The sequence below is a fragment of the Shewanella sp. SP2S2-6 genome (genome assembly GCF_031931965.1).
GTDB lineage: Bacteria > Pseudomonadota > Gammaproteobacteria > Enterobacterales > Shewanellaceae > Shewanella > Shewanella baltica.
The window spans coordinates 209,892-234,882 of sequence record NZ_JAUOEQ010000002.1 but is presented as its reverse complement, the minus strand read 5'-3'; the positions used below and the strand labels follow the sequence as shown (position 1 = coordinate 234,882).

The 24,991-nt window shown below is 47.3% G+C and carries 20 protein-coding genes; 6 read left to right on the top strand and 14 right to left on the bottom strand.

What is annotated here, in order from left to right; all coding sequences use genetic code 11:
• Window positions 1-188: 188 nt before the first annotated feature.
• The 3 genes from Q4Q57_RS02990 to Q4Q57_RS02980 all read right to left on the bottom strand — a co-directional run bounded on the left by Q4Q57_RS02990 (window position 189) and on the right by Q4Q57_RS02980 (window position 2,960).
• A complete protein-coding gene (locus Q4Q57_RS02990) occupies window positions 189-737 on the bottom strand; it encodes a TIGR04211 family SH3 domain-containing protein (protein ID WP_037391127.1) in 549 nt (182 codons plus the stop codon).
• A gap of 227 nt (window positions 738-964) precedes the next feature.
• Window positions 965-2,254: an inorganic phosphate transporter gene (locus Q4Q57_RS02985; protein WP_220592105.1), complete on the bottom strand. Its 1,290-nt coding sequence runs from the start codon at window positions 2,252-2,254 to the stop codon at window positions 965-967.
• 25 nt (window positions 2,255-2,279) lie between these two features.
• Complete coding sequence (locus Q4Q57_RS02980) at window positions 2,280-2,960, bottom strand: TIGR00153 family protein (protein ID WP_105251552.1); 681 nt, start codon at window positions 2,958-2,960, stop codon at window positions 2,280-2,282.
• 231 nt (window positions 2,961-3,191) lie between these two features.
• On the opposite strand from Q4Q57_RS02980, the gene Q4Q57_RS02975 reads away from it, so the two are divergent.
• Window positions 3,192-4,688 carry a CYTH domain-containing protein gene (locus tag Q4Q57_RS02975; RefSeq protein WP_311889738.1) on the top strand — a complete coding sequence of 499 codons (1,497 nt, stop codon included), beginning with the start codon at window positions 3,192-3,194 and terminating at the stop codon, window positions 4,686-4,688.
• 145 nt (window positions 4,689-4,833) lie between these two features.
• Here Q4Q57_RS02975 and Q4Q57_RS02970 read toward each other — a convergent pair whose 3' ends face one another.
• The 8 genes from Q4Q57_RS02970 to Q4Q57_RS02935 all read right to left on the bottom strand — a co-directional run bounded on the left by Q4Q57_RS02970 (window position 4,834) and on the right by Q4Q57_RS02935 (window position 11,870).
• Window positions 4,834-5,658 (bottom strand): ion transporter, encoded by an 825-nt coding sequence (locus tag Q4Q57_RS02970; RefSeq protein ID WP_311889674.1) that lies wholly within the window; start codon window positions 5,656-5,658, stop codon window positions 4,834-4,836.
• A gap of 155 nt (window positions 5,659-5,813) precedes the next feature.
• Window positions 5,814-6,143 carry a hypothetical protein gene (locus Q4Q57_RS02965; protein ID WP_006082928.1) on the bottom strand — a complete coding sequence of 110 codons (330 nt, stop codon included), beginning with the start codon at window positions 6,141-6,143 and terminating at the stop codon, window positions 5,814-5,816.
• A 101-nt stretch (window positions 6,144-6,244) separates the two neighbouring features.
• Window positions 6,245-6,898 carry a DUF4178 domain-containing protein gene (locus Q4Q57_RS02960; RefSeq protein WP_006082927.1) on the bottom strand — a complete coding sequence of 218 codons (654 nt, stop codon included), beginning with the start codon at window positions 6,896-6,898 and terminating at the stop codon, window positions 6,245-6,247.
• A gap of 162 nt (window positions 6,899-7,060) precedes the next feature.
• Window positions 7,061-7,750: a PspA/IM30 family protein gene (locus Q4Q57_RS02955; protein WP_006082926.1), complete on the bottom strand. Its 690-nt coding sequence runs from the start codon at window positions 7,748-7,750 to the stop codon at window positions 7,061-7,063.
• A gap of 11 nt (window positions 7,751-7,761) precedes the next feature.
• The gene (locus Q4Q57_RS02950; RefSeq protein ID WP_311889673.1) at window positions 7,762-8,175 is read right to left on the bottom strand and encodes a DUF2170 family protein; all 414 of its coding nucleotides are present in this window, start codon (window positions 8,173-8,175) and stop codon (window positions 7,762-7,764) included.
• A 78-nt stretch (window positions 8,176-8,253) separates the two neighbouring features.
• Window positions 8,254-9,978, bottom strand: a complete 1,725-nt coding sequence (locus Q4Q57_RS02945; RefSeq protein WP_311889672.1) for a polyamine aminopropyltransferase — start codon at window positions 9,976-9,978, stop codon at window positions 8,254-8,256.
• Window positions 9,979-9,982: 4 nt separating this feature from the next.
• Window positions 9,983-10,882, bottom strand: coding sequence for a DUF350 domain-containing protein (locus tag Q4Q57_RS02940; RefSeq protein ID WP_006085958.1), 900 nt, complete (start codon window positions 10,880-10,882; stop codon window positions 9,983-9,985).
• A gap of 13 nt (window positions 10,883-10,895) precedes the next feature.
• On the bottom strand, window positions 10,896-11,870 hold the full coding sequence (locus Q4Q57_RS02935) for a hypothetical protein (protein ID WP_012088366.1): 975 nt from the start codon (window positions 11,868-11,870) through the stop codon (window positions 10,896-10,898).
• 238 nt (window positions 11,871-12,108) lie between these two features.
• Between Q4Q57_RS02935 and glnE the strand changes: the two genes are divergently transcribed.
• Both glnE and Q4Q57_RS02925 read left to right on the top strand, forming a co-directional pair.
• Complete coding sequence (gene glnE, locus Q4Q57_RS02930) at window positions 12,109-14,964, top strand: bifunctional [glutamate--ammonia ligase]-adenylyl-L-tyrosine phosphorylase/[glutamate--ammonia-ligase] adenylyltransferase (RefSeq protein WP_311889670.1); 2,856 nt, start codon at window positions 12,109-12,111, stop codon at window positions 14,962-14,964.
• Window positions 14,965-15,069: 105 nt separating this feature from the next.
• A complete protein-coding gene (locus tag Q4Q57_RS02925) occupies window positions 15,070-16,041 on the top strand; it encodes a sensor domain-containing diguanylate cyclase (RefSeq protein WP_311889669.1) in 972 nt (323 codons plus the stop codon).
• Between the two features lie 91 nt (window positions 16,042-16,132).
• On the opposite strand, the gene Q4Q57_RS02920 is transcribed toward Q4Q57_RS02925, so the two are convergent.
• Window positions 16,133-17,092, bottom strand: a complete 960-nt coding sequence (locus Q4Q57_RS02920; RefSeq protein ID WP_311889668.1) for a sodium-dependent bicarbonate transport family permease — start codon at window positions 17,090-17,092, stop codon at window positions 16,133-16,135.
• Window positions 17,093-17,230: 138 nt separating this feature from the next.
• On the opposite strand from Q4Q57_RS02920, the gene Q4Q57_RS02915 reads away from it, so the two are divergent.
• Entirely contained in the window at window positions 17,231-18,229 is a 999-nt protein-coding gene (locus Q4Q57_RS02915) for a LysR family transcriptional regulator (protein WP_311889667.1), read from the top strand.
• Window positions 18,230-18,384: 155 nt separating this feature from the next.
• Here the strand turns inward: Q4Q57_RS02915 and Q4Q57_RS02910 are convergent, their stop codons facing one another.
• Together Q4Q57_RS02910 and zapE are read right to left on the bottom strand one after the other, a co-directional pair.
• Complete coding sequence (locus Q4Q57_RS02910) at window positions 18,385-20,010, bottom strand: methyl-accepting chemotaxis protein (protein WP_311889666.1); 1,626 nt, start codon at window positions 20,008-20,010, stop codon at window positions 18,385-18,387.
• 694 nt (window positions 20,011-20,704) lie between these two features.
• Window positions 20,705-22,024: a cell division protein ZapE gene (gene zapE, locus Q4Q57_RS02905; protein WP_311889665.1), complete on the bottom strand. Its 1,320-nt coding sequence runs from the start codon at window positions 22,022-22,024 to the stop codon at window positions 20,705-20,707.
• Window positions 22,025-22,306: 282 nt separating this feature from the next.
• Here zapE and Q4Q57_RS02900 point away from each other — a divergent pair, with 282 nt between their 5' ends.
• Both Q4Q57_RS02900 and Q4Q57_RS02895 read left to right on the top strand, forming a co-directional pair.
• Entirely contained in the window at window positions 22,307-23,110 is an 804-nt protein-coding gene (locus Q4Q57_RS02900; RefSeq protein ID WP_311889663.1) for a polymer-forming cytoskeletal protein, read from the top strand.
• A gap of 592 nt (window positions 23,111-23,702) precedes the next feature.
• A complete protein-coding gene (locus Q4Q57_RS02895; RefSeq protein ID WP_311889662.1) occupies window positions 23,703-24,983 on the top strand; it encodes a porin in 1,281 nt (426 codons plus the stop codon).
• The last annotated feature ends 8 nt before the right edge of the window (window positions 24,984-24,991 follow it).

Sequence of the window (24,991 nt, the reverse complement as noted above, 5' to 3'; positions counted from 1 at the left end):
CATTGACTTAAAAGGGAATGACCATTTCTGCGTCAATGCGCCTTGGATTGAGATGCCTGTGAGGCTCTGAACTGATTAGATATTTAAGGTGATTGGTATAAGTCGATGTAACGCTTGATTGACAAAAAAGCCAGTGTTTGAAAACACTGGCTTTTGGAAGGTAAATGAAGACTTTTTGTGTGTCAGACTTACATCCAACGTTTTTTACTGCGACGTTGTGGTCTAGGTAAATACACTAAAATAATGCCTAGGATTAACCCCATACCTGCAATTAATCCGCCTTGGCGCCATAGTTCAAAACGCTCATCTTGGGCTGAGCGATCAACCGCGACTTTAAGTTCATCACGTTCTTGAGTGGTTTTGGCTAGGTTTGTTTCTAACTCGCTTAGTTTAGCCTTCAGTTCGGTCACTTCGTCGGCGTGGTTATCTGTTGAACTTAATACTTCCGCTAGTTTAGCTTTAGCTTGTGCAAGCTCAGTGGTTAACGCTGGCACTTGTTCACGGAAACTTTGAGTCGAGCTGATTAGGTTAGTTTGCACCCAACCTTCGCGGCCTTTATGGTCGATGATCTTAGAGTAATCACCTTGGGTTTCGTTGAGCAGTGTCACAGGTTGACCGGCTTCAATTGATCCAAGAATTCGGAACTCAGTACCTGGGCCACCTAAAAGATAAAGGAACACGTTATCCGAGATGTAACGGGATTGGCCTTCGGCCAGCAGGTTGGAAGACAGTAACATCATTCCTACCAGAGTCAGGAGTCTAAACACTTTTGTATTCTCATCAACGAAATAGTCTGCACATGCTAGGGATTTGAGGCCTGTAATGCAAGAGGGAAGTCATAGACTTCCCTCAACTTTACTGCATCCATGCTATGACCATTCCCATTTCACTCTATCTTTCCTAAAACCTTCTAGTCCTAGGCGCTAATATTACTTAACTTCAGTAACTTATTTAGCGAAACCTCTTAATTAAAGATACCTTTAATCATAAAGAAGAAGATGATTGATAGGCCTGCGCCTGCAGGTAGGGTCACAACCCAAGATACGACGATATTACGCACCACACCAATGTTAATCGCTGCGATACCACGGGCCATACCCACACCTAATACCGCACCGACTAAGGTTTGAGTGGTAGAGATAGGTAAGCCTGTGCCCGATGCGATAACCACTGTCGAAGCCGCTGCTAATTCAGCTGCAAAACCACGACTTGGCGTCAGGTGAGTGATGTTTTTACCTATGGTTTGCATCACGCGCTGACCAAAAATAGCCAGACCCATCACGATACCTACGGCACCTAAAGGTAGAATCCACCAGACTAATGGTGATTTTGATGCAATTTCACCGCCGCTGTTAACGACAGAAACCACCGCCGCTAAAGGACCAATCGCGTTGGCAACGTCGTTTGAGCCATGGGCGAAAGCCATACAACAGGCCGTCAGTACCATTAAGATCGCAAACACTTTTTCAACGTTTTTGAACTGGGTTTGACGGTCGTTTTTATCGCTCATTTGTAAACGTGAAATGGCCACTTTACCAAATAAACCCACCACAACTGCGATAGCGCCAGCTAACAGGTAAGCTTCTGCGCCACTTAAGTGAATACCCACATGGGATAAGCCCTTAAGAATGGTCACTAACGACATGATAAAGCCAGCGAATGCCATATAGAAAGGCACATAACGCTTAGCATTGCTCAATGGGTCGTCAGTGTTGAAAATAAGCTTTTGTACGCTTTGGAATATGATAAAAGCCATAAAGCCTGAGATTGCAGGGGTAATCACCCAAGAACCTACGATACCGCCTACTTTACCCCATTCGACCGATTCAGTACCGACACCGACTGCCGCGAAACCTATGATGGCACCGACGATAGAGTGAGTTGTTGATACTGGCCAACCTAAAGCTGACGCAACCACTAGCCAAATACCTGCCGCTAAAAGCGAACCTATCATGCCGTAAACCAGCAATTCTGGGGTGTTTGTAAAGTAGCTTGAATCAATGATCCCATTACGGATCGTGCTGGTGACTTCGCCACCGGCTAAATAAGCGCCCGCAAACTCAAAGATCATCGCGATAATAATCGCTTGTTTGATCGTAATTGCGTTTGAACCTACAGAGGTTCCCATCGCATTGGCAACGTCATTCGCGCCAATACCCCATGCCATGAGAAAACCAAATGCAGCCGCAACGGCAATAAGCCACGGGCCATTGGTGACTAAGACGTTAGCCACCTCAATACCTGCATCAACCATATTGATACCTTGATAACCTTATTTGTTAAACGCGAGCCAGCATAAGCTCAAGACGTGAACCGACGCGTTCGGCGAGATCTGCAAGACCACCGACCCACTCAATCGTTTTGTATAGGAACATCACATCGACAGGATTCAATTCAGATTCCATGGCGAATAACTGACGGCGTAACTGAATTTGTAGATCGTCAGTATCTTCTTCGATGATATCGAGTTCGTTGATCATTTTTGCCACTAAGTCGACTTCACGACCACGGAAACCTGTTTCTAACAGATCTTCGAGTTCATTAATGACTTGTTTTGCTAGTGCTACCGCATCAATACAGCGTTGTAGATAAGCAATAAAAGGGACTTGCATGACCTGAGGGATTAACAGCTGACGGCCGATAACACGACCAGAAATATCTTTTGCTTTGTTGGCAATCTTGTCTTGTTGAGTTAAAAGTTCCAATAAATCTGTACGTTCTACTGGCATAAACAAACCGCTTGGCAGAGTCAGGCGGATTTCACGCTTCAGTGAATCTGCTTGCTTCTCGGCTAAACTAATTTGCTTACGTAATTGAACTGCACTGTCCCAGTTACCTGTGATAGTAGCTTCGAAAAAGGGGACGAGTAACGATGCGCAATCGTGTACTTTGTCCATGTGCTCTTGAAGAGGCTTAATTGGCGATTTTGCAAACACGCCCAAAATAGAGTTTACTGGCATTGCCGTTTACCTATTTAGATTGTTCCATTATTGGAAAAAGCGGGCGCATGTTAACCTATGCGTCCGCGTATTGAAACTGTGTTTTTTCAGAAAAAACGACAGCTTTATTCTAACGGGTTATATACCAACTGCAAAACCAAATCCTACGGGATTTTTATGACACATTTGTGACATTATGAACTAAAGATGACGCATCAATGAAAGTTTGATGACAAAATGAGCGGTAACGCAATGAATGCTGAGATTGAATTAAAACTGTTTTTCCTGCCGATATATCAAGAATCCCTGATAAATAAGTTAGATAGTCTCGATAATGCCGTACCTCAAGGTAAACGTCGTTTGGCGAATGGTTACTTCGACACACCTGACTTGCAGCTGCGTCAGTGGGACATGGGTTTGCGGGTGCGCGGTTACGATGGGCACAGAGAGCAGACCATAAAAACCGCTGGGCAAGTCGTGGGCGGGATTCATTCGCGGCCCGAATATAATGTGACTATCCAAGCCGATAGCCCAGATTTAAGTCTATTCCCAGCCAGTATTTGGCCCGCCGATGCGGATTTAGCCGCCACACAAGCCCAGTTGACCTGTATATTTCACACCGATTTTTATCGCCGTGCTTGGCATGTCCAAATTGATAATAGCTTGGTCGAAGTGGCGTTAGACATAGGTGAAATCACCGCCAATGGTCAGCAAGAAGCGCTGTGTGAGCTCGAGTTTGAACTCCTCAGTGGCGATACTGAGGCACTACTTAAGCTGGCTATGCAAGTGGCGAGCGTGGTGCCTGTGCGGTTAGGTAAAGCCAGTAAAGCACAGCGCGGCTATCGATTAGCGGGTAAAGCTAAGCCGCTCGATTTAAACGCATTGGAATTTTTGCCACTGACAGAGTCACATGATTCTTCTTCACAGGATTTAAGTGCAAACTGCCAAATCCTGCTTGAAACCGCGCTTGAGCGTTGGCAATTATTAGAAAGCATGATTGCAGAGGAAAGCGAACCCGAAGCCTGTGTGGCACTGTGGTGGCGAATGCGTGCCTGTATTCGTTTGCTGCGGATGACCTTAAGTCAGTTCAAGTTATTGAATGTGAAACTCTCTAGTCAATTCATGTCGATTGAAAAACAGCTCGATTTTATCGAGCAAGCACAAGCGCTGACTGCCTTGCTTGGAAGCCAAAGGGGCTTGTTCGCAAAGCTTGGTCAACATGCTCAAGTTAACGCGCGCCTTATGGTGCAACTGACAGAGATGAATCTGAAGGGACGTTTACTCTCCCTGTGGCAACAAACTGAATATGGTCAATTACAGCTGGCGATAGTTGAACTATTGCTTAAGATCAGTGCAGGTGAAGTGGACATCAGTAATCAGCCTAGCTTACGCCAGCATGCCGACCGCGCCCAGCAAGCCTCTTGGATGGCAATCGTGGAGGTAATGCCACTCAATAGTGTCATGACCAGTGCAAATTACCTGCAAGTGGCTGCAGTGCTTGATGAGAGCATCTTAGTCGGTCACGCCTATGGCAGTTTATATGAGGCGAAATCACGGGATGCATTTCGCGCACCTTGGCAAGATCTGGTGCTCGGGATTAAAACCTTAGCCTGCTACCGCGCGGTGCAGGATGCGAGCCGAGCGTTGGATATTGATTTAACTGAATGGCTGGAAGATAAACAGCAAAGTTTGTTATTTGCCATGGAGTCGACGCGTCGTAATGCGATGCAGCAACAGGCCTATTGGTAGGGTTATGTTTATAACGTTGAACTAATTCTAAGTCTATTGACTGGCGCAGCACTGATTCTAGCTCGGCACTGAAAAATACTAAGGGCTCAATCCACATTGGATTGAGCCCTTTCTTTTGCAGATTGTTAGCCCATTCTTCGCTAAATCAGTTATTTCTGGTTTCGATAACCTGTTTAAGCTCTGCAATTTTTGCGAGCATTTGCGCTTGGTTCTGTTCCATTTTCTGCTGGTTTTCTTCCATTCTAGCTAACGCTAGTTCAAGCTCTGATTTGATTTCGGCTTTATGGGCCTCTTGGCGTTCTTGACGCTCAGTTTCATCGGGCGCGACAAATACCGACGCCATATAACCTGAGATCACCCCAAAAAAGCTCACGCCGCTGACAATCACAATACCGCCTATGATATGGCCAGCTGTCGTCACCGGATAATAATCGCCGTAACCGACGGTCGAGATAGTGACTAACGCCCACCAAATCGCTTGTTCTGCGGTTTGGATATTAGCGCCTTCGGTGCCGCTCTCGACGATCAAAATGATCACTGAGGCTAAGGTTAGAATCGTCACCATGGCGACCAGCAAACTGGCTAAGGTGGCTTGTTTACGTTGTTTGATCAGTGGAAGCAGCAGTGAACGACTCATGCGGATCAGGCGTATTACCCGCAGGATTTGGAACAGCCGCGCCATCCGCAGGGCTTCAATTGCCGGAATGCTGGCAATAAAATCAATCCAATGGTGTTTAATGAAAAAGCGTTTATCGCGAGCACGGATCAACCCAATAAAGAAGTTGATCATGAAAATCATACAAATGCTGGTATCGACGAAAAAGAGTAAGCGATAGGTTTCGCTATCGAGGCGGCCGAAGGTCATGACGAGCACTATGATCACCGACAGCAAGGATAGCAACATCATCGCCATTTCGAATGGAGAAGGGCTGCCAAGGGTGCGAAGTGACCATGGGGTTTTATCTGTCATGCCAAACATGATCCCTGTTAAGTGCGGCGAATGTCTCAACTAAAGTAAAAGACTTTAGGCTATGAGTAAATTGTCTTAGTCAATAAAAGGGCTATTTGTCGATTAATCACGCCAGCCATTCACATAAAGGGCTGGCGCGTGAAGTGATTGCGGCGTTAGGTTTCATCCACAAAGTGAACTAAATCGTCGAGTACACGGCGTTTAATTTCTAGCTGTGAATCGGCGCTTAACCCATATTTTTCTGCCAGTTGTACATAGTCATCGGCATTGAGTGACACGGTAAGGCGCGGACGCGATGGCCGCTTCGATACGCTTAGGCCCAAAATCGTGCGAATTTGATCCGAAGGGCTCACACCTGCATCTAACGCGGCTTTACGAATTGAGTATTGAAATTTTTCATCGAGATCGAAAGCCACTTGCGTTGCTTTTGCGGCTTGTTGGTTCTTCAACCATTGCTCGGGGAGAGGGTGTTTGGTTTTACTCATGGCGTATTACCTATTGCTATCAACCGTTTCTAGCGCTTATCTGTGAGATTGTATTGGGATTATCGATAAAGTGCGAGCACGCACTTTATCTTATTTTTGGGTTATTTCGCTGGCCAGTAATCTCGAATATCCGTCAGTGGACGATATAGGGTCAAGACAACATCTGTGTCGCCACCTTCGTAGACTTCCACTTCGACGGCGCAGCTTTCGTCGTCATCGAGCAGTAAATAGTACTCGAAGGGCTCACCCGTGGCGCCATTGGCGTCTTGTGGTGGTTTTTGACCGCGGTAATCTTGACGATGGAAATAGCCAAAAGCGGCAAACGTCACTTGGTGATATTGCTTTCCAAGCCATTGTTCCAGTTGTTCCGCTAAGTCGGCCGGTAATATTTGAGTGGTTAACTCGGCATGACCCGGTTCATCGAACAGGGCGCTGAACTGCTCAAGATCGAATAACTGTTCCACTTGGGCGCGGGAAATCTTAATCGAAAAGGCGAGATAGGTTTCGTCGTCTTCTTCGATACTTAAAAAGAGTGTATCGCTGCCATGACCTTTGAGTAACCATTCGGTTTGCTGTTTACGTTCAGACTCGTAGGTATGTACGGCTTCGACCCTCAATTGCTGACCACGAAGTTGTGGCGGCAGGGCAAAACTGTCATCAATTGAGATCATGTCGCCCACATTGAGCTGGGATGGGTGATTGAGCTCACGCTGTGGCGCTGCTTTCTTACCAAAAATACTATTGAAAAATCCCATAGTGACTCCTGCTGACTATGCTCGCGTGCGGCTTCAAATCGATTGGCTGCGGATCGTAACGGGCAATAGTGGTCAATTATTTTATGCGGATGAAACAAAAAAATGCCGAGGTCAGTAGGGGGTGATGATCCCACTGATACTCGGCATTCGGTCAATCATTGCTTAGCTTTTACGTGCTTTGATTCGGTCTAGCACAGCATTTGCATTCGACTTTTGCTCACCAATACCGGCTTCGGCTAGCTTAGATTGCAGTGACTTGTCACTGTTTTCATCGGCTAAGGTTTCTGCCGCTTTGAGACGGTCGTCAAACTGTTGCTGACGAGCCTTGATGCGCTCGAGTGAATCTTTAGCGTTCAGCAGCTTAGAGTTGCTAGACGCGAACGAATCAGTAATGGTTGCCGTGGCTTTTTGCACGCTTTCAGTGGTTTTAACCATGCTCAGCTGACGTTGATAATCAGACAGTTGGCGCTCGGTTTTCTTCACTAAATCTTTCAAACGTGCAGCATGGGCGCTAAAGCTATCGTTAGCGCTTTGTTGCTCAGACAGCTCTTGATCTAACTCGGCAATTTTCTCTGCAATTTCAATTGCTAAGGCTTCATTACCTTTGTCCAACGCTTGAGTCGCATAACCTTCGTGTTCGGCAATCGAACGTTTCAGGCGGTCGATTTCACGGCTGGCTTGCATTTCTTTCGCCATGACATCGGTCAGTTCACGTTTAGCATTGGTTAAATGCTTTTCTGCGTCACGGATTTCCTGTTCGAAAATACGGGTTGAGTTTGCGTCAACGATGCCTTGACCCACTTCGGTAGCACCACCACGAAACGCTGTTAAAATTTTATTCAGAATGCCCATTTTGTGGCTCCTTATTTCAGATAGTCGACCATTTCATCGATAACTTCTAAACAGTTATCGGATAAAACTGATAATTCTTGCTCGATTTCGAGCATGCTAGATTGTAGTGATAGCGCACCGTAAACTACGTATTTGTCATCAATTTTGGCAAAGGATGACAGAGGCATTGGAATGTTGAGCTCTAGCATGGTTTCAAACATTTCGCTGCGACGTTCTTGGTTTACTTCGTTCTCGCCCCACAGGTAACTGATGCAAAGAATCTGGTTATCCGTCACCGATACGAATACTGGGATTTCTTCACGGCCAACCACATTCACTTGCAGTACTTCGACTTCGCCATCAATAGGATAACAATCGAATTGAAAGCCGGTTTGGCTATTATTGCCAAGACTGTTGAGGTGATTGGCAAGGGTATGGATATTCATATTTGTCCTTATTGACATATTATGTCTGTGTTCAAAGATAGCACTGAGACATAATATGTCAAGCACTATCTCATCCTATTAAAAAAGATTCAGTCCCTGATTCTCGGACCAATCTTGCAAATGGTAGTGATACAGCTGCAACGAACCCAATTCATTGGGTTTTATTTTGGCGGCATCTTGATAAAAATTGGCTGGAAACTCAAAGGCACCATCCACTAAACCTAAGGTGAGCCAGTCATCTTTGATGGGTAGCTCAGTTAACTTAGCTAATCTGTGTTGTGCATCGAGTCCGCCTGCGGTGGCGATACTCCAGCCCCATTCGCCAAAACTGGGCACATTATGGTGGTACTGTTTGACGTCAAATCCTGCCAATGACAAGGTTTTTGCTACCGAAATAAAGGCCTTAGGGGCATGGTAAGGCGATGTTGACTGTACTGTCAGAGCGCCATCACTGCTCATAAGTTCCTTTAATTTACGGTAGAAATAATCCGAATATAGCTTATTAAGATCGGGATGGCTCGGATCGGGCAAGTCCACAATAATCGCATCGTATTTCACGCCTGTGGCAATCAGCTTATCGACGCCATTAAATGCATCGTCGTTGATCACAGTAACACGGGGATCGTTCAGCGCATTGCCGTTGAGCGTCAACATAGCGCGGCTCAAACGCTCGGGCATATCCGTATCGGGCGACTTAAATAATTGCACTAGGCCGACATCGAGATCGAGCAGCGTCACTTGCTCAGGCTCCCAGCGCAGCACTTGCTTAAGACCGAGTCCATCGCCACCGCCAATGATCAACACCTTGTTATGGCGAGCACTGGCGGCGAGTGTAGGGTGCACGAGAAACGCATGGTAGATGTGTTCGTCTATGCTCGAAAACTGTAAGCGACCATTGATGTATAACGCATAAACGGGCGGCAGACCGTTACCGCGCAGTCGCTCGGTGAAGGTCAACTGCTGGAAACGTGTCGCCTTGGCGTAAACCACTTTGTCTTTATAGAGCAAATTATTGAATTCTTGCTCCCAGCGTGGGCCGTGGATGGCTAACACGAGTAAAATGCCTGTCACGATAAAGTGCCCAGTTAAAAGCAGTTTAGGGCGGCGGATTTTAGGCCAGAAGCGCCAGATAAACACAAAACCCGCCAATAAGTTGAAGCTGGCGGTTAAGGCGGCGGCAAGTTGGATATCAATGGCAAGCATAAAGCCCACCCAAATGGCGGCACCTATGCCTGCACCTATGTAATCGGCGCCGTAAATTGTTCCCGCATTGTGCAGCAAATGCTCGTCAGAGAGTGATTGGCGCACCCTGGCGATCAGTGGGATTTCCATACCTATCATCAGGCCCAGTAACACGCCCCACACATAGGGTAGGTATTCGCTGAGTTTTTGCAGCGAGCCTATCATGCCGCCTTCGGGCAGTTGATCTGGCGGTAAACCTAAGGTGTTGGCAATCATTAAGGGCAGTTGTTGGCCGAAACCAATCACCGCCGCTGTGATTAAAATGGCGAGTGAGCCACAGAGTGCGACTGTGAGTTCTAAGATCACAAAACCAGTAAAGGCATCACGGATCTTACGGGCGGCGAAGGCACCTAGCCCCATGGAGACTATCATCAAGCCAATCATGGTGTAGATGGCGGCTTCTAATGCGCCTAAAATGCGCCCCGCATAGTGGGATAAAAGATATTCGTAAATCAGGCCGCAGCCTGCTAATACGGCCATGATGCCCAATAATAGGACATCGTCGAACCAACCTAGGCGGCTAGGTTTAGCCGCCGAGGGGGTTAAGCTGGTTTCTTGCATTCGATTAGGCCATCAGTGCCGTAAGGATAAGTGCGATAGCGATACTGATCGCCATTTCAACGGCGGCGATGCCGATATTGTGTTGTCTTTCTACTTCATCGGCTAAATCGATACGGGCTAATACCAGTTTCTTCACGACGAACAGCAGTAAGGAAAGCGCGATCAGCATGATGACTGAGAACACTAACCAGCCGATCACGTTAGTCACATAAGCCGTTGGATTGAATATAATAAAGTGGCTGGCAGCGTTAAAGCTCAGCGCCATGGCTATCATATAACCCGCATGACGCAGTGCTAATGCTGTATGACCTTGTACTAAGGCTTGCTGCATTGACGAGTCTTGATTGCGGCTTGCAAAACGGTTTTCGCGCCAGCGTGTCAGTAGCACTAACATCAACTGCGAAATCGCAAAGGCGCTGAAGATAGCGATAAAGGTATCTAGGGTTAAGTCTTCTGCCCATAACAACACGGCGCGGATGATAATCGCAGTGGCGATGGCAGCACTGGCATCGACAATTGCGACAGACACATTGCCTTTGATGATTTGCTCGTTCTTATCGAACTCGTTTAACGCAATCTTATCGTGGAGGAAACGACCCAGTTTAATCAGCACTAAGCCGAATAAACCGTAGGCGCTCATGCCAATGGCTTCATTCAGATAAGAGTGTGCGGCAGCACCAGTGATAGCGCCCGTGAGCACTATACCCAATGCGGCAACGGCGCCCGCGGTACTGATACCGAAGGCAAAGTTATCACGCTCCGCCAGTTCTTTACTGCTGTTAACTTTAACGCTCCAACCTTGCAAATAACGCATCAGCGTTAGCAAAATTACGGCTATGGTGAGATCGATAGCCAGAATGATGGCTAGCTCTGGTGTGATACCGAAATCCTGAAATAGTGTCATTGGAAATCCTTAGTTACTTGCCCCGGCGCACACTGCGGGTAGTGCGATTACTGGAATTACGGAAACTGCTGTCTTTAGCATAGTTAGAGCGGAACTTACTACTCGAACTCTTGCTTGCGCTCGTGGTGTTGCTGGCCTTGGGCGTGCTGGTGCTTTCACGGGATAACGCCGTGCCACCGGTACGCGGTTTGGCATAAGGGCTGTCGAAGCGCTTACCTTGGGAATCGAAACGTTTTTTCGTTTGTTCGAAGGTCTTATTTTGCGCATCCGCTTGTTTGGGTGAGGTATAGCGATAACGACCTACGTCATTGTAATAGCTATAACCTCGGTTACCCGACCAACGATCGTAGGAAACTGGGCGATTGAAAACATTCGAAAACATCGAATACATGCCATACCAAGCCCAAAACGACGTGCCGCTCGAGTCGGTTTGCCAGTTACCGTAAGACGGATTACCAACTAGCTGACTGCCTGGACCAAAATCTTCGCCGCCATTGGCTAATGTTGCGGCCTCACGGCTAATCGCATTCACGCGGGCCAGTTTGCCGTCGGACATATCGGCGACCACGTTGACAGGATCTGACAACATATCGTTAAACAGACTGGGATCTGCGGCTTGATAAAGATTTTCCGCTTCGGCCAGCTGTTGATCGAGATCAGCAAAGTTACTCGCCACTTTCGACTCATCTAATCGACGTTTCAGCGAGGTATACATGGGACCTTGGGTGCCAGAATCCTTTGCTAATTCATCAAGTAATGGGGCTAAATCAGGTTTCTGCTGCTTTAACAGTGTGGTGTATTGTTTTAAGAGGTTAGCGTTACGCAACTGCCCGTCATCGATCATCGTCGTGAGCGTAGCGAGACGTTGCTGCGTGAGTTGTTGATACTTCGCGATTTTATCCGGTCTCTCATCGCCACAACCCGTCAGCGACAGCATAACGGCTAAAAAGAGGATCGATGTGAGAACACGGGTTAGCATTCCTGCCATGTTTTCTCCAAATGGTAATGAAATAAAACTCAAATACTTGCAGGCAATAATAATCTGCTTGCCCAATATGCCTGCTGCGCAGGTTATAGTACCCTTAAATGCCACAGATAAAAGGGGATACCTTTATTTGTGTGCTACATCAGGTAGCTGCAAGTCTCGTCGAACATAACATGATGTGGCGTCAATCTATATCATTTACGACATAATATGTCGATAGCTAAATTTGTTAGGGATTATTATGACCATGCAAAAAGACAGTAATAAGTCATTGTCTATTCTCGTTAATCAAACCGCTGAGCACAACTGGCTGCGGTTAGAGGAAGTATGGTCCGAAGGACTCGCGCAATTAATACCTGCCCAGCAGCAAGAACTCAAAACGGTTCTAGGGCTCAGTGATTACGTGGCGGCCCAGTTATGCCGACATCCCGAGTGGATTAACAGGCTGTTTGCCGGCGAGTTAAGCTTGATTGAGCGTAAAAACTTTGATCTTGAGTTACACGAAGTGCTGAGCAGCGCCACAACTGAAGAGATGGCAAAAGCCAGCCTGCGACGGTTTCGTAACTACCAAATGGTGCGCTTAGCTTGGCGTGACTTTTTAGACTACGCCAGTTTAGAAGCATCCCTGCTCGATCTGTCGGCGCTTGCCGAAGCGTTAGTGATTTGCGCCCGCGATTGGCTCTATAAAGATATGTGCGCCCAATACGGCACGCCGATGGACAAAGAAGGCAATGCACAGCCATTGCTGATTTTAGGCATGGGCAAGTTAGGCGGCCGCGAGCTCAATTTCTCCTCCGATATCGACTTGATTTTCACTTTCCCTGAACATGGTGAAACCGTCGGTGGGCGTCGCAGTTTAGACAATCAACAATTTTTTATCCGCATGGGACAAAGGTTAGTGAACTTGCTAGACCAAGTTACCGTCGATGGTTTCGTGTTCCGCGTGGATATGCGTTTGCGCCCCTACGGAGAAAGTGGGCCGCTGGTGGTGAGTTTTAGTGGCCTTGAGGATTATTACCAAGAACAGGGCCGAGATTGGGAACGCTATGCCATGGTCAAGGCGCGTGCGCTCGGACCTTGGAGCCATTTCTCCGATGAATTACACAGCCTGCTCAGACCCTTTGTGTATCGCCGCTATATCGACTTTTCAGCGATTGAATCCCTGCGAAAAATGAAGCAACTCATCGCCCAAGAAGTGCGACGTCGTCATTTGACCGACAATATTAAACTCGGCGCGGGCGGTATTCGTGAGGTCGAGTTCGTGGTGCAGAGTTTCCAATTAATTCGTGGTGGCCGCGAGCCTGCGCTGCGTCAGCAGAGTTTATTCGGCGCTATCGATACGCTCTACAGCTTAGGGCAGTTTGAATATTTGGCGGTCGATGAGCTTAAACACAGCTATTTACTGCTGCGCCGAGTGGAGAATTTACTGCAAGCCATAGACGATAAACAAACCCAAACCTTGCCGAATAATCCACTCGATTGGGCGCGATTGTGCCATGTGCTCGATATGGCCAACGAGGTCGATTTACGCACCCATATCGAAGCGGCAATGAGCAAAATCCATCGTCACTTTAAAGCCACCGTGGGCGGTGAAGAAGGCGAAGAAAAGGCCGAGCATTGGACAACGCAGCTGTGGCATGTGCAAGATATTGATGATGCCGTCGCGCTATTGGCCGAACAGCAAATCGACGATGACAAGCTGTGCCCTATGCTCAGCAGCTGGCGTGAGACTGTCACTAAGCGTTCCATTGGTCCACGCGGGCGGGAAACCTTAGATAAATTAATGCCAAGATTATTGGAAGAGTTGATTAATCAACAGAGTCCATCGGCTGCCTTTGAGCCCGTGTCTAAGGTGCTGGAGCAGATTTTAACTCGCACCACTTACCTTGAGCTTTTGTGTGAAAACCCTGGCGCGCGGCAACAGTTAGTGAGCCTGTGCTGCGCCAGTCCTTGGATTGCCGCGCAGTTAGCTAAGTTTCCCATGCTGCTCGATGAGCTTATCGATCCGTCGCAGCTTTATGACACAACCTCCATCGATGATTATCCGAGCGAGCTGCGCCAGTACATGTTGCGGGTGCCCGAGGATGATATGGAGCAGCAGATGGAAGCGCTGCGACAATTTAAGCTGTCACAACAACTTAAAATCGCCGCCGCCGATGTCACGGGTGTTTTACCTGTGATGCAAGTGAGCGATCACTTAACCTTTTTAGCCGAAGCCATCATAGAGCAAGTGGTGATGCAGGCGTGGCAACAGGTTTCAGTGCGCCACGGTGTGCCCGCTCACCTTGAGGGCAATGACACCGGCTTTGCCGTTGTCGGCTATGGCAAGCTCGGTGGGATCGAATTAGGTTACGGCTCCGATCTCGATTTAGTTTTCTTGTGTGAAAACAAAGCAGATAACAGCCAGACCAATGGTGAACGGCCGATTGAAGTCGGCCATTTCTACCTCAAACTCGCCCAGCGTATTCTGCATTTGTTCTCTACTCGTACCACTTCGGGTGAGTTGTACGAAGTGGATATGCGTTTGCGTCCTTCTGGCGCCTCGGGTTTGATGGTCAGTGAGATTGAACGCTTTGGCGAATACCAAGCTAACGAGGCATGGACGTGGGAACATCAAGCCTTAGTGCGCTCACGTTTTGTTTTCGGCGACAATAGTTTAGCGGTCAAATTTAGCCGAATTCGCGCCTCGATATTAGAAAAACCACGGGATAAAGTTGAGCTGCAAAAAGCAGTACGTGAGATGCGTCAGAAGATGCGTGATCACTTGCTCAAAGCCAGCGATGGCATGTTTGATCTAAAACAGAGTCCCGGCGGTATTGCTGATATCGAGTTTATTGCCCAGTACTTAGTGCTGGCTAATGCCCATGAGTATCCAGAACTAACGATTTGGTCTGACAATGTGCGGATTTTTGGGGTGTTAGCTGAGCTTGAACTTTTGCCTATAATGAGTGCCCAGCATTTAACCCAAACCTATTGCTTGCTCAGGGATGAAAATCATCGCCTGACTCTGCAACAAAAGGCGGGGCAGTTACCTGTGTTAGAGGTTGAGGAACATGCCGAGCGAGTGCTTAATATCTATCGCGCTGTGCTGGAATAGTACAGTCATCTAAAGGGAGTAAGGCTGGAACGAATATCGGCCTTAACTCCGCAAGAATAAGCAATTTAGGCTAGAGTTTAATGAGAGCAGTTAGCAGAGAGCACCATGCAATTACCTACTATCCCTGAAAACGAGCTGCAACGTTTGGCCACGTTACGCGCACTCAATGTGCTCGACACCGATGCCGAGGAACGTTTCGATCGTATCACTCGGCTCACGCGCAGAATTTTCTCCTTGCCGACTTGTGTTGTGACCTTAGTGGATGCCGAGCGGCAGTGGTTTAAATCTCGTCAAGGACTAGAGGTGACTGAAACACCAAGGGAAATTTCATTTTGTGGCCATGCGATCAATCAAGGCGATATTTTTATCGTGAACGACGCCCTCAAAGATCCGCGTTTTAGTGACAATCCACTGGTGACGGAGCAGCCGCGTATTCGCTTTTACGCTGGCTATCCCTTAACCATTCATAGGCAATATCGGGTCGGGACCTTGTGTTTAATCGGCACTGAACCGCGAGAGTTTACGGCTGAAGATATTGAAACCTTGACGGATTTAGGCGAAATGGTGGAGGCGGAATTACTCTCTATCGCGCAAAACACCTTAGATCCTTTGACCACGATTTCGAATCGGCGTGGATTTGAGTTACTGGCCCATCAGGCGCTGGCGAGTTGTCGACGTACCGAATCTGAGGCGGCCTTACTCTTCTTCGATCTCGATTTCTTTAAGGAAGTGAATGACAACTTTGGTCACCTCAAGGGCGACCAAGTGTTATACGATTTTGCTCATATCCTGATGACCGCTTTTAGGGAGTCGGATGTGATTGCAAGGCTTGGCGGCGATGAGTTTGTGGTGCTATTAAGTTTTGTGCATAGGGATACAGTCGATCGCGTGATTGAGCGTTTTAAGCAATTACTTGAGCAATATAATCAACAGCATCCTAAGCAACATAGCTTAGCGACCAGTATTGGTATCGCCCATTGGACGCCAGATTCTGAGATGAGTTTAGAGGATCTATTAGATTCCGCCGATAAGGCCATGTATCAGGATAAAGCCGCGCACCACAGTGATGCGCCTTAAATCATGTGTGCTTAAGCAAGATGAAAAGGGAGACAATTATGTCTCCCTTTTCATTGATTTTTATTCGACCAAGAAGTACTAAGCTACGCCATTAAGCCGTAATGAGCATGACCCAGTGTTGATATAAAGGTAAGCCAATTAACACATTAACCGGAAACGTAATGCCGAGTGAGGCCAGCATAGCCAGTCCAATATTGGCTTCGGGTATTGCGGCTCGAATGGCCGCAGGCGCTGCGATATAAGATGCACTGGCACTTAATGCCGCTAGCACTAAAATACTGCCAGAAGGTAAGTCCAGCCATAATCCTACGGCAATACCGCACCAAGCCAATACAAAGGGCGTTACGGCGGCGAACACCAATAAGCGCCATTGTTTCAGTGGTAACGGCAAACACACTTTAGCCGTCACTAAGCCCATTTCCAGTAAAAATAATGCCAGTAAAGTTTTGAACCCACCGAGTAACACAGGTGTGAGCGGCGCAAGCCCCGTTGGGCCGTAAAGCCAACCTATCACCACACCACCAACGAGTAGTACAACGCCGCGGCTGGTTAACGCTTCGTGCAATACGCTCGATTGAGTTTCATTCTTGGGTGATGATTCAATTGCTTTTTTGGCGCTTAAGTACCTGTGTAGCCAGAGCATTACGACGATCGCAGGCAGCTCCAGCAGCACGAGATACAGGGTGGTTTCGGGCCTTAAGATCAGTCCAGATTTTTCCACCATAGCCATCACCACCGCAAAGGTTCCCGCGCTGACGGAGCCGTAATGGGCGGCAATGCTAATGGCATCTGTGTGACCAATGCGAACCAGCCGAGTTAACACTGGGTATAGGGCCAAGGGGATAATGAAGCCTAAAGCAACAACCGCTAACAGCTCAGTGAGCACTAAGTTTTGGGTGTGACCGTGGAGCGCCATTCCGCCCTTTAAGCCCAAAGTGAGCATTAACAGTATGGATAGGGTTTCGTAGATCGCGGGAGGGACTTTAAGATCTGACTTCACTAGGCCAGCTAACAAGCCTAAGGCAAAAAAGGCAATGACAATATCGGGCATAAGTATCTCATTAAGTTTGATTTTTAAGCCGTGCAGAACAGGCTTAAATGTCGGGTGGTCCTGATGGCTGGTGATTTTGGACCTAATTGGTTATATTGAAAAATAAATTGTTTACCACTTAGGTATAGATAATTGTCTATGGATAAGCGTTCGTCATCGACTCAGCTTAAATTGCGGCACTTGAGTTTCCGTTTGCTGCAGGTTTATGTGCAAGTGGTGCGGTTAGGCAATATTTCCGCAGCGGCGAGGGCCTTGCATTTAACCCAACCCACAGTTTCATTACAGCTTAAAAAGCTGGCCGATGTATTGGGTGAGCCGTTACTCGAGAGTCGTGATGGCCGCATGTTACCGACCTTGATTGGCAATGAACTCTACCGCGCCGCCTGCGATACCTTGAGTCGTTTTGAGGATTTCGATGCCTTTATGCAGCAGGCCAAAGGTGGCAGCGTCGGGCATATTAATATCGGTATCGTCACTACCGCCAAATACGTGTTACCACGGATTTTAGGGGCTTTTTATCGGCAGTTTCCGCAGGTTAAAGTGACCTTAAACATAGGTAACCGTGCCCATGTTTTGGGCCGATTTGAGCGCCAAGAAGATGATTTATATCTGTTTAGTCATCCACCTAGTGGCGATAACGTGCTATCTGCGCGGATCATTAAAAACCCGCTGCAACTGATTGCGCCAAAGGATCATTGGGCGGTGGGCCGTGAGCAAGTGAATTTTAACGATCTCAAAAATGAGCGTTTTATCGTGCGCGAGCCAGGTTCTGCCACCCGTTTAATGTTTGAGTCTTGGTGCAGCGGTCAAGGCATCACGCTTAGTGACACTATGCAAATTGAGAGCAATGAGGCGATACGCCTAAGCGTCGCGTCGGGCTTAGGCTTGTCGGTGATTTCGGCGCACACGCTGCAAGAAGGGCGCGAAAAACCGGCTATTTTGCCAGTGATGGGTTTTCCGCTCGAAAGTAACTGGTATCTGGTTGGCCGCAAAGATCGCCGCTTGCCCTATGCTGCCATGCAGCTGGTGGACTTTATGGCGGCGCATTTGGCCGAGTGTATCGAGCCAGAATGGGTTGCTGCCGATATCAGTGAACTGGCTATGCACTTTAATCAGGCGCCGCAAACTCGGTCTTAACTGAGTGCATGTTTTTGATACTGAATAATTTTATTAAGTTAGAGATGTGGTTATAGATTGAGGGTAACGTCTTTTCGCACACCTTGTGCAGTTACCCTCAGGTCCCATTGTAAAACGAGATTTGGCCTTAAATCTGACGACTGTACGAGGCGACTTTACACCTTAAAGCGCGTCAGTAGGTTGTTCAGTTCTACTGCTAACCTTGATAGTTCATGTGCCGATGCACTGGTTTGCTGCGCTCCCGCGGCGCTTTGGCTGGCGAGATCGCTAATGTTCACAATGTTTTTATCGACCTCACGGGCGACTTTCGCTTGTTCTTCTGCGGCGCTTGCGATGACCATATTGCTGTTATTCATCGTACTGATTTGAGCGTTAATCGTGTTTAATGCATCCCCAGCGAGCCTTGCGACAGCGAGTGCTTGCTCTGCCTTTTGGCCACTGTGCTGCATCGATAGCACAGCGGTTTCGGTGCCGTGCTGGATCTTGTTGATCATGTCTTCAATTTCACGGGTCGAAGACTGAGTACGGTGGGCTAGCGCGCGCACTTCATCGGCAACCACCGCAAAACCACGGCCAGTATCGCCCGCTCGTGCCGCTTCAATGGCTGCGTTGAGGGCCAGTAAATTCGTTTGTTCTGCAATCGCGCGGATCACATCTAAAACTTTGCCAATATCGACAGCTTGCATGGCTAAGGTTTGGACGATCTGCGAACTTTGCGTCACATCCTGATTCATGTCGATAATGGCGGCGACGGTTTGATCTACTTGTTTTTTACCTAATTCAGTATTGCGGGCGGTTTCTTCTGAGGCTTCTGAAGCGAGGACTGCGGTATTGGCGACTTCATCCACCGCCGAACTCATCTCGGTAATTGCGGTTGCAGCCTGTTGTATTTCATCATTTTGTTGTTGTATACCGCGGGATGCATCTTCAGTCACAGAATTGAGTTCCTCGGCGGCGGAGGCGAGCTGGTTAGAGGAGTTTGCGATGTGGGATAAGGTATCGCGCAGGTTCTGCTGCATTTTTGCTAGTGCTTGCATCAGTTGACTGGTTTCATCTTCGCCATCGGCACTAATTTTCTGTGTTAAATCACCGCTTGCGACTGTCACTGAAATGTCTACCGCTTCTTTCATTGGCTGCACAATGCTACGGGTTAATAATGTGGCCACGATAAATGCGGCAATCAAGGAGGCTATTATCACTACGCTGTTGAGTAGCTTACTTTCTTCGTAGGCTTGTGCGGTGAGTTCGCCTTGTTTGCCTGCATATTCGGTATTTAAGTCGCCAATGCTGATAAGCGTTTTAGTTATTTTATCAGCTTGTAACGTCATCACTTCATCCATGATCCGTTTAGCTTCAGTCGTGTCATTGGCCTGCAGCTTACTGATCATTTGATCTTGATTCTGTAAATACAGCTCTAAATTATGACTAAAATCCTGATAGAGGGCTTGCTCACCAGGCAAACTAATTAAAGGCTCGTAGGCCTTTTGATCCGTTTCAATGTTCTCGCGAATTTGCCTTAAGGTTTCGAGCCCTTTGTCACGCTCAGCAGCTGAATCGGCGAGTAACAGACGAAATGTAAATACCCTAGCGCGCATCACGTTAAGATTGATGCTAGAAAGGGTGACGAGTGTCGGTAGGGTATTTTTTTCAATTTCTTCAGAGGAGGCGCGCATAGATGACATAGTTTGCAGCGACATGAGCCCCTGAAGTAACAAGACTAGGCCGAGTAAGCCAAAGGCAGTAATGAGTCGTGAGCCAATCTTAATTTGTCGTAACCACATAAGCGAGTCGTCCCTGTATTTAAATGAGTTCCGTCTAAGGTCGTTCTTACTGCTTTTGAGCTAATACTTTTTAATCACTGCTGTCGAGCCATGAAGCTTGAGCCAAAAGGCTGAATTCATGCTTGCTAACGTTAAACTAACTGTTATCGCGCCGAGTCGGAATTGTGAGTTTTTGGTTTAATACACTATAGATTATATTCTCTAACTTTTTCGTTTTGGATTGTAAATTTAGCCGATTAAAAGCGACTGGCCGTAAATTAGTAAAACTTAAACTAAGTTATACCGTACCTTAAATATTGGCGTTAGCAAACTGTATTGCCCAATTGAGTGTGATGATGTCTGTGGTTTTATTTCGACTATCGATTAGAGTCAGGTCAGTTTGAATAAAGGTATGAACGTGATTACTATTTTAATTTTAGATAGTTAAAGTGAATTTTTTGCTGGTTTAATCAGGCTCTAATAAAGCAATTTAGGTCGTTAGCTTTATGTTTAATATCAGCATTTAAAGAGAGTATTCAAACCGTTAGTATTCTTTTTGTATAAAACCTTTGTAATCGACTGTTCCTTTAAGCGTTTTTATTTCTTGTGATCAGGATTGTTCGATAATAAATGGATAAATGAGACGTAAACGATTGGTGCTTATTTCTTGTCTCTTTTCTTATCTCTTTTCTTATTTATGCGAAGCGATAAATAATCAATTATTTTTCGGTAATTCATGCCGGCTCATTTCTATTAATCGGCTGTAGGTACGGCGGAATTCAAAACTAAGTGCGCCACCTTGGTAGAGTTCGCTCAGTGGCACGTCGCAGCTGAGATAAAGGCTGACATTTTGATCGTACAACTCATCAATTAAGCTGATAAAACGTCGCGCAGGGTCGTCGTTGGCGGCGTAGGAGAGTTTGCGCTCGCCCGTCGTTGCGGCTTGGTTTTCTCCTGTGCCGTCCTCCGTGCCGCGGGCACGGATCCAGCCTTTCACTTCGCCGCCTAATTTAGGAACGCCACTCACCATTAAGATCTTAAATCGACTGGCGATTTCGATGTAATCGAGTTGGGATCTCGGGCCGTCACACAGGGCATAAAAGTCGAACCAAGCAACAGCGTTGTCTGTGGGCCCTATAGCTGCGCGGATCACTGGGATTTCACGGTTGCAGATGGTGAGGCTAGCATTGCTCATTCTGCTACCGCAGATACTAGTCTCACGAATACCAGAATCGCTAATGCCAACAGCGCTCATACTGAGTGTATTTGGCGTTAACCCATTCACTAGCTTGTCAAAAATATACTCAAAATCGAGTGTTCCGGTAATGCCGATATTGCGGGAAATCGAGGCACTCATTTCAGCGCTATCAATGCCAATCTCGTTGTTTAATAAAGTATTGATGGCGTGAATCCTGTGGTCTTGGTTGCCATCGAGATGCAGCATTTGCGTGTGTGTTTGTAGCAGTTGGATACAAGGTAAAAATCTGTGTCTCGCTAAGCCGTTCTCATATAAGCGCTCAATAGGAATATTAGAGGTCGCGACCAGTACCACACCTTGTTCGAATAGGCACTCAAATAGCCCTGCGAGTATCATGGCATCGCCAATGTCCGAGACAAAAAACTCATCGAAACACAGCACCTTGCATTCTTTCGCTAGATTTTTTGCTATAAGCGTTAACGGATCGCGTTTACCCGAATGCTCACGCAGTGCATTGTGTATCCGTGCCATAAATCGGTGGAAATGCAGTCTTAACTTGCCTTCACTTGGCAAACAATCGAAAAACAAATCCATCAGAAAGGTTTTACCCCGACCGACATCGCCCCACAGATACAAGCCTTTGATGGATTGTGAATGGGAGTGGCGTGCTGAATAGGGTTGTGGCATCAACTGTTTAAATAACATATCGAGCGCCAACACCGCCTGTTGTTGCGCCGGATCGTCAACTAGATTTTCGCTCACTTTGGCGCGATACACTTCCAGTGGCGTCATCATTGGCGTTATCGATTGCGAGCTAGCGGAGTTTGAATGAGCCATGTCGGGGTCTCGTTGGCGGTTGTTTTAGGTGTTCGCTGCAGTCAGTATGTGCTTTAGCTTTGATTAAGTGCGATATCAGTACTCGCCTTTTGAGGCATCATGCTACTCATACTTAGGTACTCGGGAGCCATATTGCAAGATGCTCAGGGTAACATAGTCGCTGGCGTGACTTAAATCCCGCTCAGAGGCTTAGGTCAAATACTAAACAAAACCAGTGCTTTATTCTTGGGGACTTTTACCTTAACATCTTTGTCACAAAAATAATGATATGGAATGAATCCTATGGCTAGCAAAGGCAATGGCATTACTTTTATCAGTGCACAAACCTCGATTGAGGGTGACATCCAGTTAGAGAGCACGGCATTAATTGCGGGTAAATTGCAGGGCAAGATTGGCTCAGCTGGACAAATTAAGATCGAACTCGGCGGCGAGATCTCCGGTGAAGTCAGCTGTGATGAGTTGCGGGTGTGCGGCGTATTTAGTGGTCGAGTCTGTTGTAATAAGTTGATTATTACCAGTTCTGGAGTGGTTGACGGCGAAGTTGCAAGCCATCAGATGGAGATCTACGAAGGCGGCCAGTTTATTGGTCAGCGGATTAAAGGCCCTGAGCTTGATGCCTTACCTGATATGCTAAAAGCGATCGCCCCAGCGGCTCAACGCTCGGATGCGCACCTATATGCCAGTGAGAGCGGTTCATTAAGAGGCGATAATCGGGCGATTCGCCCTTGGTTGTATGTTGCTGCGGCAACTGTCGTCATCGCCTTGGGCTTTAGTTTTGGACCCGAGCCATTGCGTGAGTGGTTACCGAATGTGAGTGATAGCCCGCTCAACACTGAAGTGTCTCCTGTGACTCAGGGGCTAGATGCTGAAAAAGCTGCCAATCCATTACTGACTGAACAAATGACTGCGCCAGATACCGCGAATGCCGACAATACGGCGGCGTTATCCGCAGATACCGATCCGCTGGCTTTGTCGCAGGATTCGGCGATGGAAGATTTACAGCAAATGGAACAAGGCCATGCACAGATGGCGCAGGGTGATAATGGCACCGCGCCCGCCAGCGAGAATGCAGGCAATAAGCTCTGATTGCTAAGCGAAAGTTCGAATCAATTAGCTTGAATCAATAAGCTCGAATAAATAGGTACTCGCATCGTTGGGTCGAGCATTTGGTGTTTTTTGTTCGACCACTGTTATTTGCTCATCGTTGCTAATGCTTATCGCCCAATATCCAGCTCAATCCTACTCAATATCCCTTCAAGTATTGCTCCAAGTTCCCTCAGAAGCGCTTAACGGCGCTTTGCTTTTATGGATGGCTTCTAGCTTAATTTAACGTTCTAAGGGTAAATCCGTCCTATTTTTATGCTATTTCACTCATCTGTTAACATTCAGCGCCAGCTAATATTCCTGTCATATTTTCATTGAGTTATCTCTCATTCTTACCCGTTTTGTGCACTTCAAGCCATTTCCATTGAGTTAAGTTCATTTTGTTCATGAACTTTATGATTTTTAGTCACCTTAAGTCCCTTAATGAAGATTAAGTGCGTTAAATATCTTTAACGAAATGTTAACGATACATTTCATCCTCTGGGCGAGGAAGTAGTCCGTCACAGACCTGACACAATTCTAATAACACAGGCATTCCCACAGGGAATGGCAGACTGCAATACAGGAGGCATTGATGCCTAGATTGACCTTACTTGCCGCGGCAACCGCTGTGGCTTTTACTGGTTTTGCGAATGCGCAAGACTTAACGCCACAAGAGCTTCAAGCACAACTCACCCAATTGACTCAAGAAGTTAACCAGCTAAAACAACAGCAGGCAGCGAATGCCACTGCGACTCCATCTAAGCCTAGCGCGCCAGCTTTTGAGATAGGTGGTCGCATTCAACTCGATTACAACCTCTTCAATGGTGCCTATAACGCCGAACATAACGGCAGTAGCGCGCAGGATATTTTCCCCCGCCGAGTACGTACCTTTGTTGAAGGCGAATTACAGGATTGGGATTACAAGCTACTGCTTGAATTTGCTGAAAATACTGCTGAAATCGTCATGGCTCGGATGCGTTATTCGGGTTTTGAGAATGGTCCTAAACTGCAATTTGGTAAGTTGCGTGAGGATATCAGCCTCGATGCGCTCACCAGCAGTAATCACATTGCGCTGATCGAACGTTCTAGCCTCGCCGATACTATGTCGCCGTACTTCCGCTGGGGTGTTTCTGCCTATCAATATTTCCCAAGCACAGGTTTGCGTTACGCCTTGGGTGTTTATAAAAACGATGCCTTTGGTAGCGATGGCAAAGATGAAACCGATGATTTGAATTATGCCCTTAGCTCGCGAGTGACTTGGTCACAGGCCAAAGAATCGGGCCAAGTGTTACATGCGGGCTTGTGGTACTCGGCGCGTCAAATGGGCGGCGATGACTTGTCTGCCAGCTTTGCTCGCGGCGAACTGCGCGAGACTAATACTCGCCTGATTAACTATGTCGCCGGTGGTGAAACCGCAGCGATTGATAATCTAAACCAAGCGGGTTTAGAGCTGGCATTTCAACATAAGGCTTTGTTACTACAAGGCGAATACGCTCAGCGTAATTTAACGACTCAAGATCCTCAGTCAGTGCTCGATGGTGAGCGTTATCAGGCGTATTACCTGCAGGCGAGTTATTTCTTAACGGGCGAACAGCGCAGCTATTCCAAGGGCAGCGCGGTGTTTTCCCAGCCTAAGGGCGTAACCGATGCATGGGAATTGGCGGCACGTTTTTCTAGCGTGGATGCGAGCTCCGACTTCCAAGGTACTAAAACTCAGACCTATATCTTAGGCGTGTCTTACTACTTTAATCCAAAAATAAAAGTGATGGCTAACTACATCCATTCTTCCGTCGATGGCGCAGGCACGATTGCCTTAGTCGGCAATGAAGATGTGGGCGATGCCTTCGCTGCCCGTTTGCAATACGTGTTTTAGGAGTAATG

Coding starts and splice junctions, on each gene's coding strand:
- Q4Q57_RS02900 (WP_311889663.1), top strand. CDS start 22,307: ATGGCTAGCAAAGGCAATGGCATTACTTTTATCAGTGCACAAACCTCG.
- Q4Q57_RS02970 (WP_311889674.1), bottom strand. CDS start 5,658: ATGACAGATAAAACCCCATGGTCACTTCGCACCCTTGGCAGCCCTTCT.
- Q4Q57_RS02960 (WP_006082927.1), bottom strand. CDS start 6,898: ATGGGATTTTTCAATAGTATTTTTGGTAAGAAAGCAGCGCCACAGCGT.
- glnE (WP_311889670.1), top strand. CDS start 12,109: ATGACCATGCAAAAAGACAGTAATAAGTCATTGTCTATTCTCGTTAAT.
- Q4Q57_RS02955 (WP_006082926.1), bottom strand. CDS start 7,750: ATGGGCATTCTGAATAAAATTTTAACAGCGTTTCGTGGTGGTGCTACC.
- Q4Q57_RS02980 (WP_105251552.1), bottom strand. CDS start 2,960: ATGCCAGTAAACTCTATTTTGGGCGTGTTTGCAAAATCGCCAATTAAG.
- Q4Q57_RS02935 (WP_012088366.1), bottom strand. CDS start 11,870: ATGGCAGGAATGCTAACCCGTGTTCTCACATCGATCCTCTTTTTAGCC.
- Q4Q57_RS02975 (WP_311889738.1), top strand. CDS start 3,192: ATGAATGCTGAGATTGAATTAAAACTGTTTTTCCTGCCGATATATCAA.
- Q4Q57_RS02985 (WP_220592105.1), bottom strand. CDS start 2,254: ATGGTTGATGCAGGTATTGAGGTGGCTAACGTCTTAGTCACCAATGGC.
- Q4Q57_RS02895 (WP_311889662.1), top strand. CDS start 23,703: ATGCCTAGATTGACCTTACTTGCCGCGGCAACCGCTGTGGCTTTTACT.
- Q4Q57_RS02925 (WP_311889669.1), top strand. CDS start 15,070: ATGCAATTACCTACTATCCCTGAAAACGAGCTGCAACGTTTGGCCACG.
- Q4Q57_RS02920 (WP_311889668.1), bottom strand. CDS start 17,092: ATGCCCGATATTGTCATTGCCTTTTTTGCCTTAGGCTTGTTAGCTGGC.
- Q4Q57_RS02945 (WP_311889672.1), bottom strand. CDS start 9,978: ATGCAAGAAACCAGCTTAACCCCCTCGGCGGCTAAACCTAGCCGCCTA.
- Q4Q57_RS02965 (WP_006082928.1), bottom strand. CDS start 6,143: ATGAGTAAAACCAAACACCCTCTCCCCGAGCAATGGTTGAAGAACCAA.
- Q4Q57_RS02915 (WP_311889667.1), top strand. CDS start 17,231: ATGGATAAGCGTTCGTCATCGACTCAGCTTAAATTGCGGCACTTGAGT.
- Q4Q57_RS02990 (WP_037391127.1), bottom strand. CDS start 737: ATGTTACTGTCTTCCAACCTGCTGGCCGAAGGCCAATCCCGTTACATC.
- Q4Q57_RS02910 (WP_311889666.1), bottom strand. CDS start 20,010: ATGTGGTTACGACAAATTAAGATTGGCTCACGACTCATTACTGCCTTT.
- Q4Q57_RS02950 (WP_311889673.1), bottom strand. CDS start 8,175: ATGAATATCCATACCCTTGCCAATCACCTCAACAGTCTTGGCAATAAT.
- zapE (WP_311889665.1), bottom strand. CDS start 22,024: ATGGCTCATTCAAACTCCGCTAGCTCGCAATCGATAACGCCAATGATG.
- Q4Q57_RS02940 (WP_006085958.1), bottom strand. CDS start 10,882: ATGACACTATTTCAGGATTTCGGTATCACACCAGAGCTAGCCATCATT.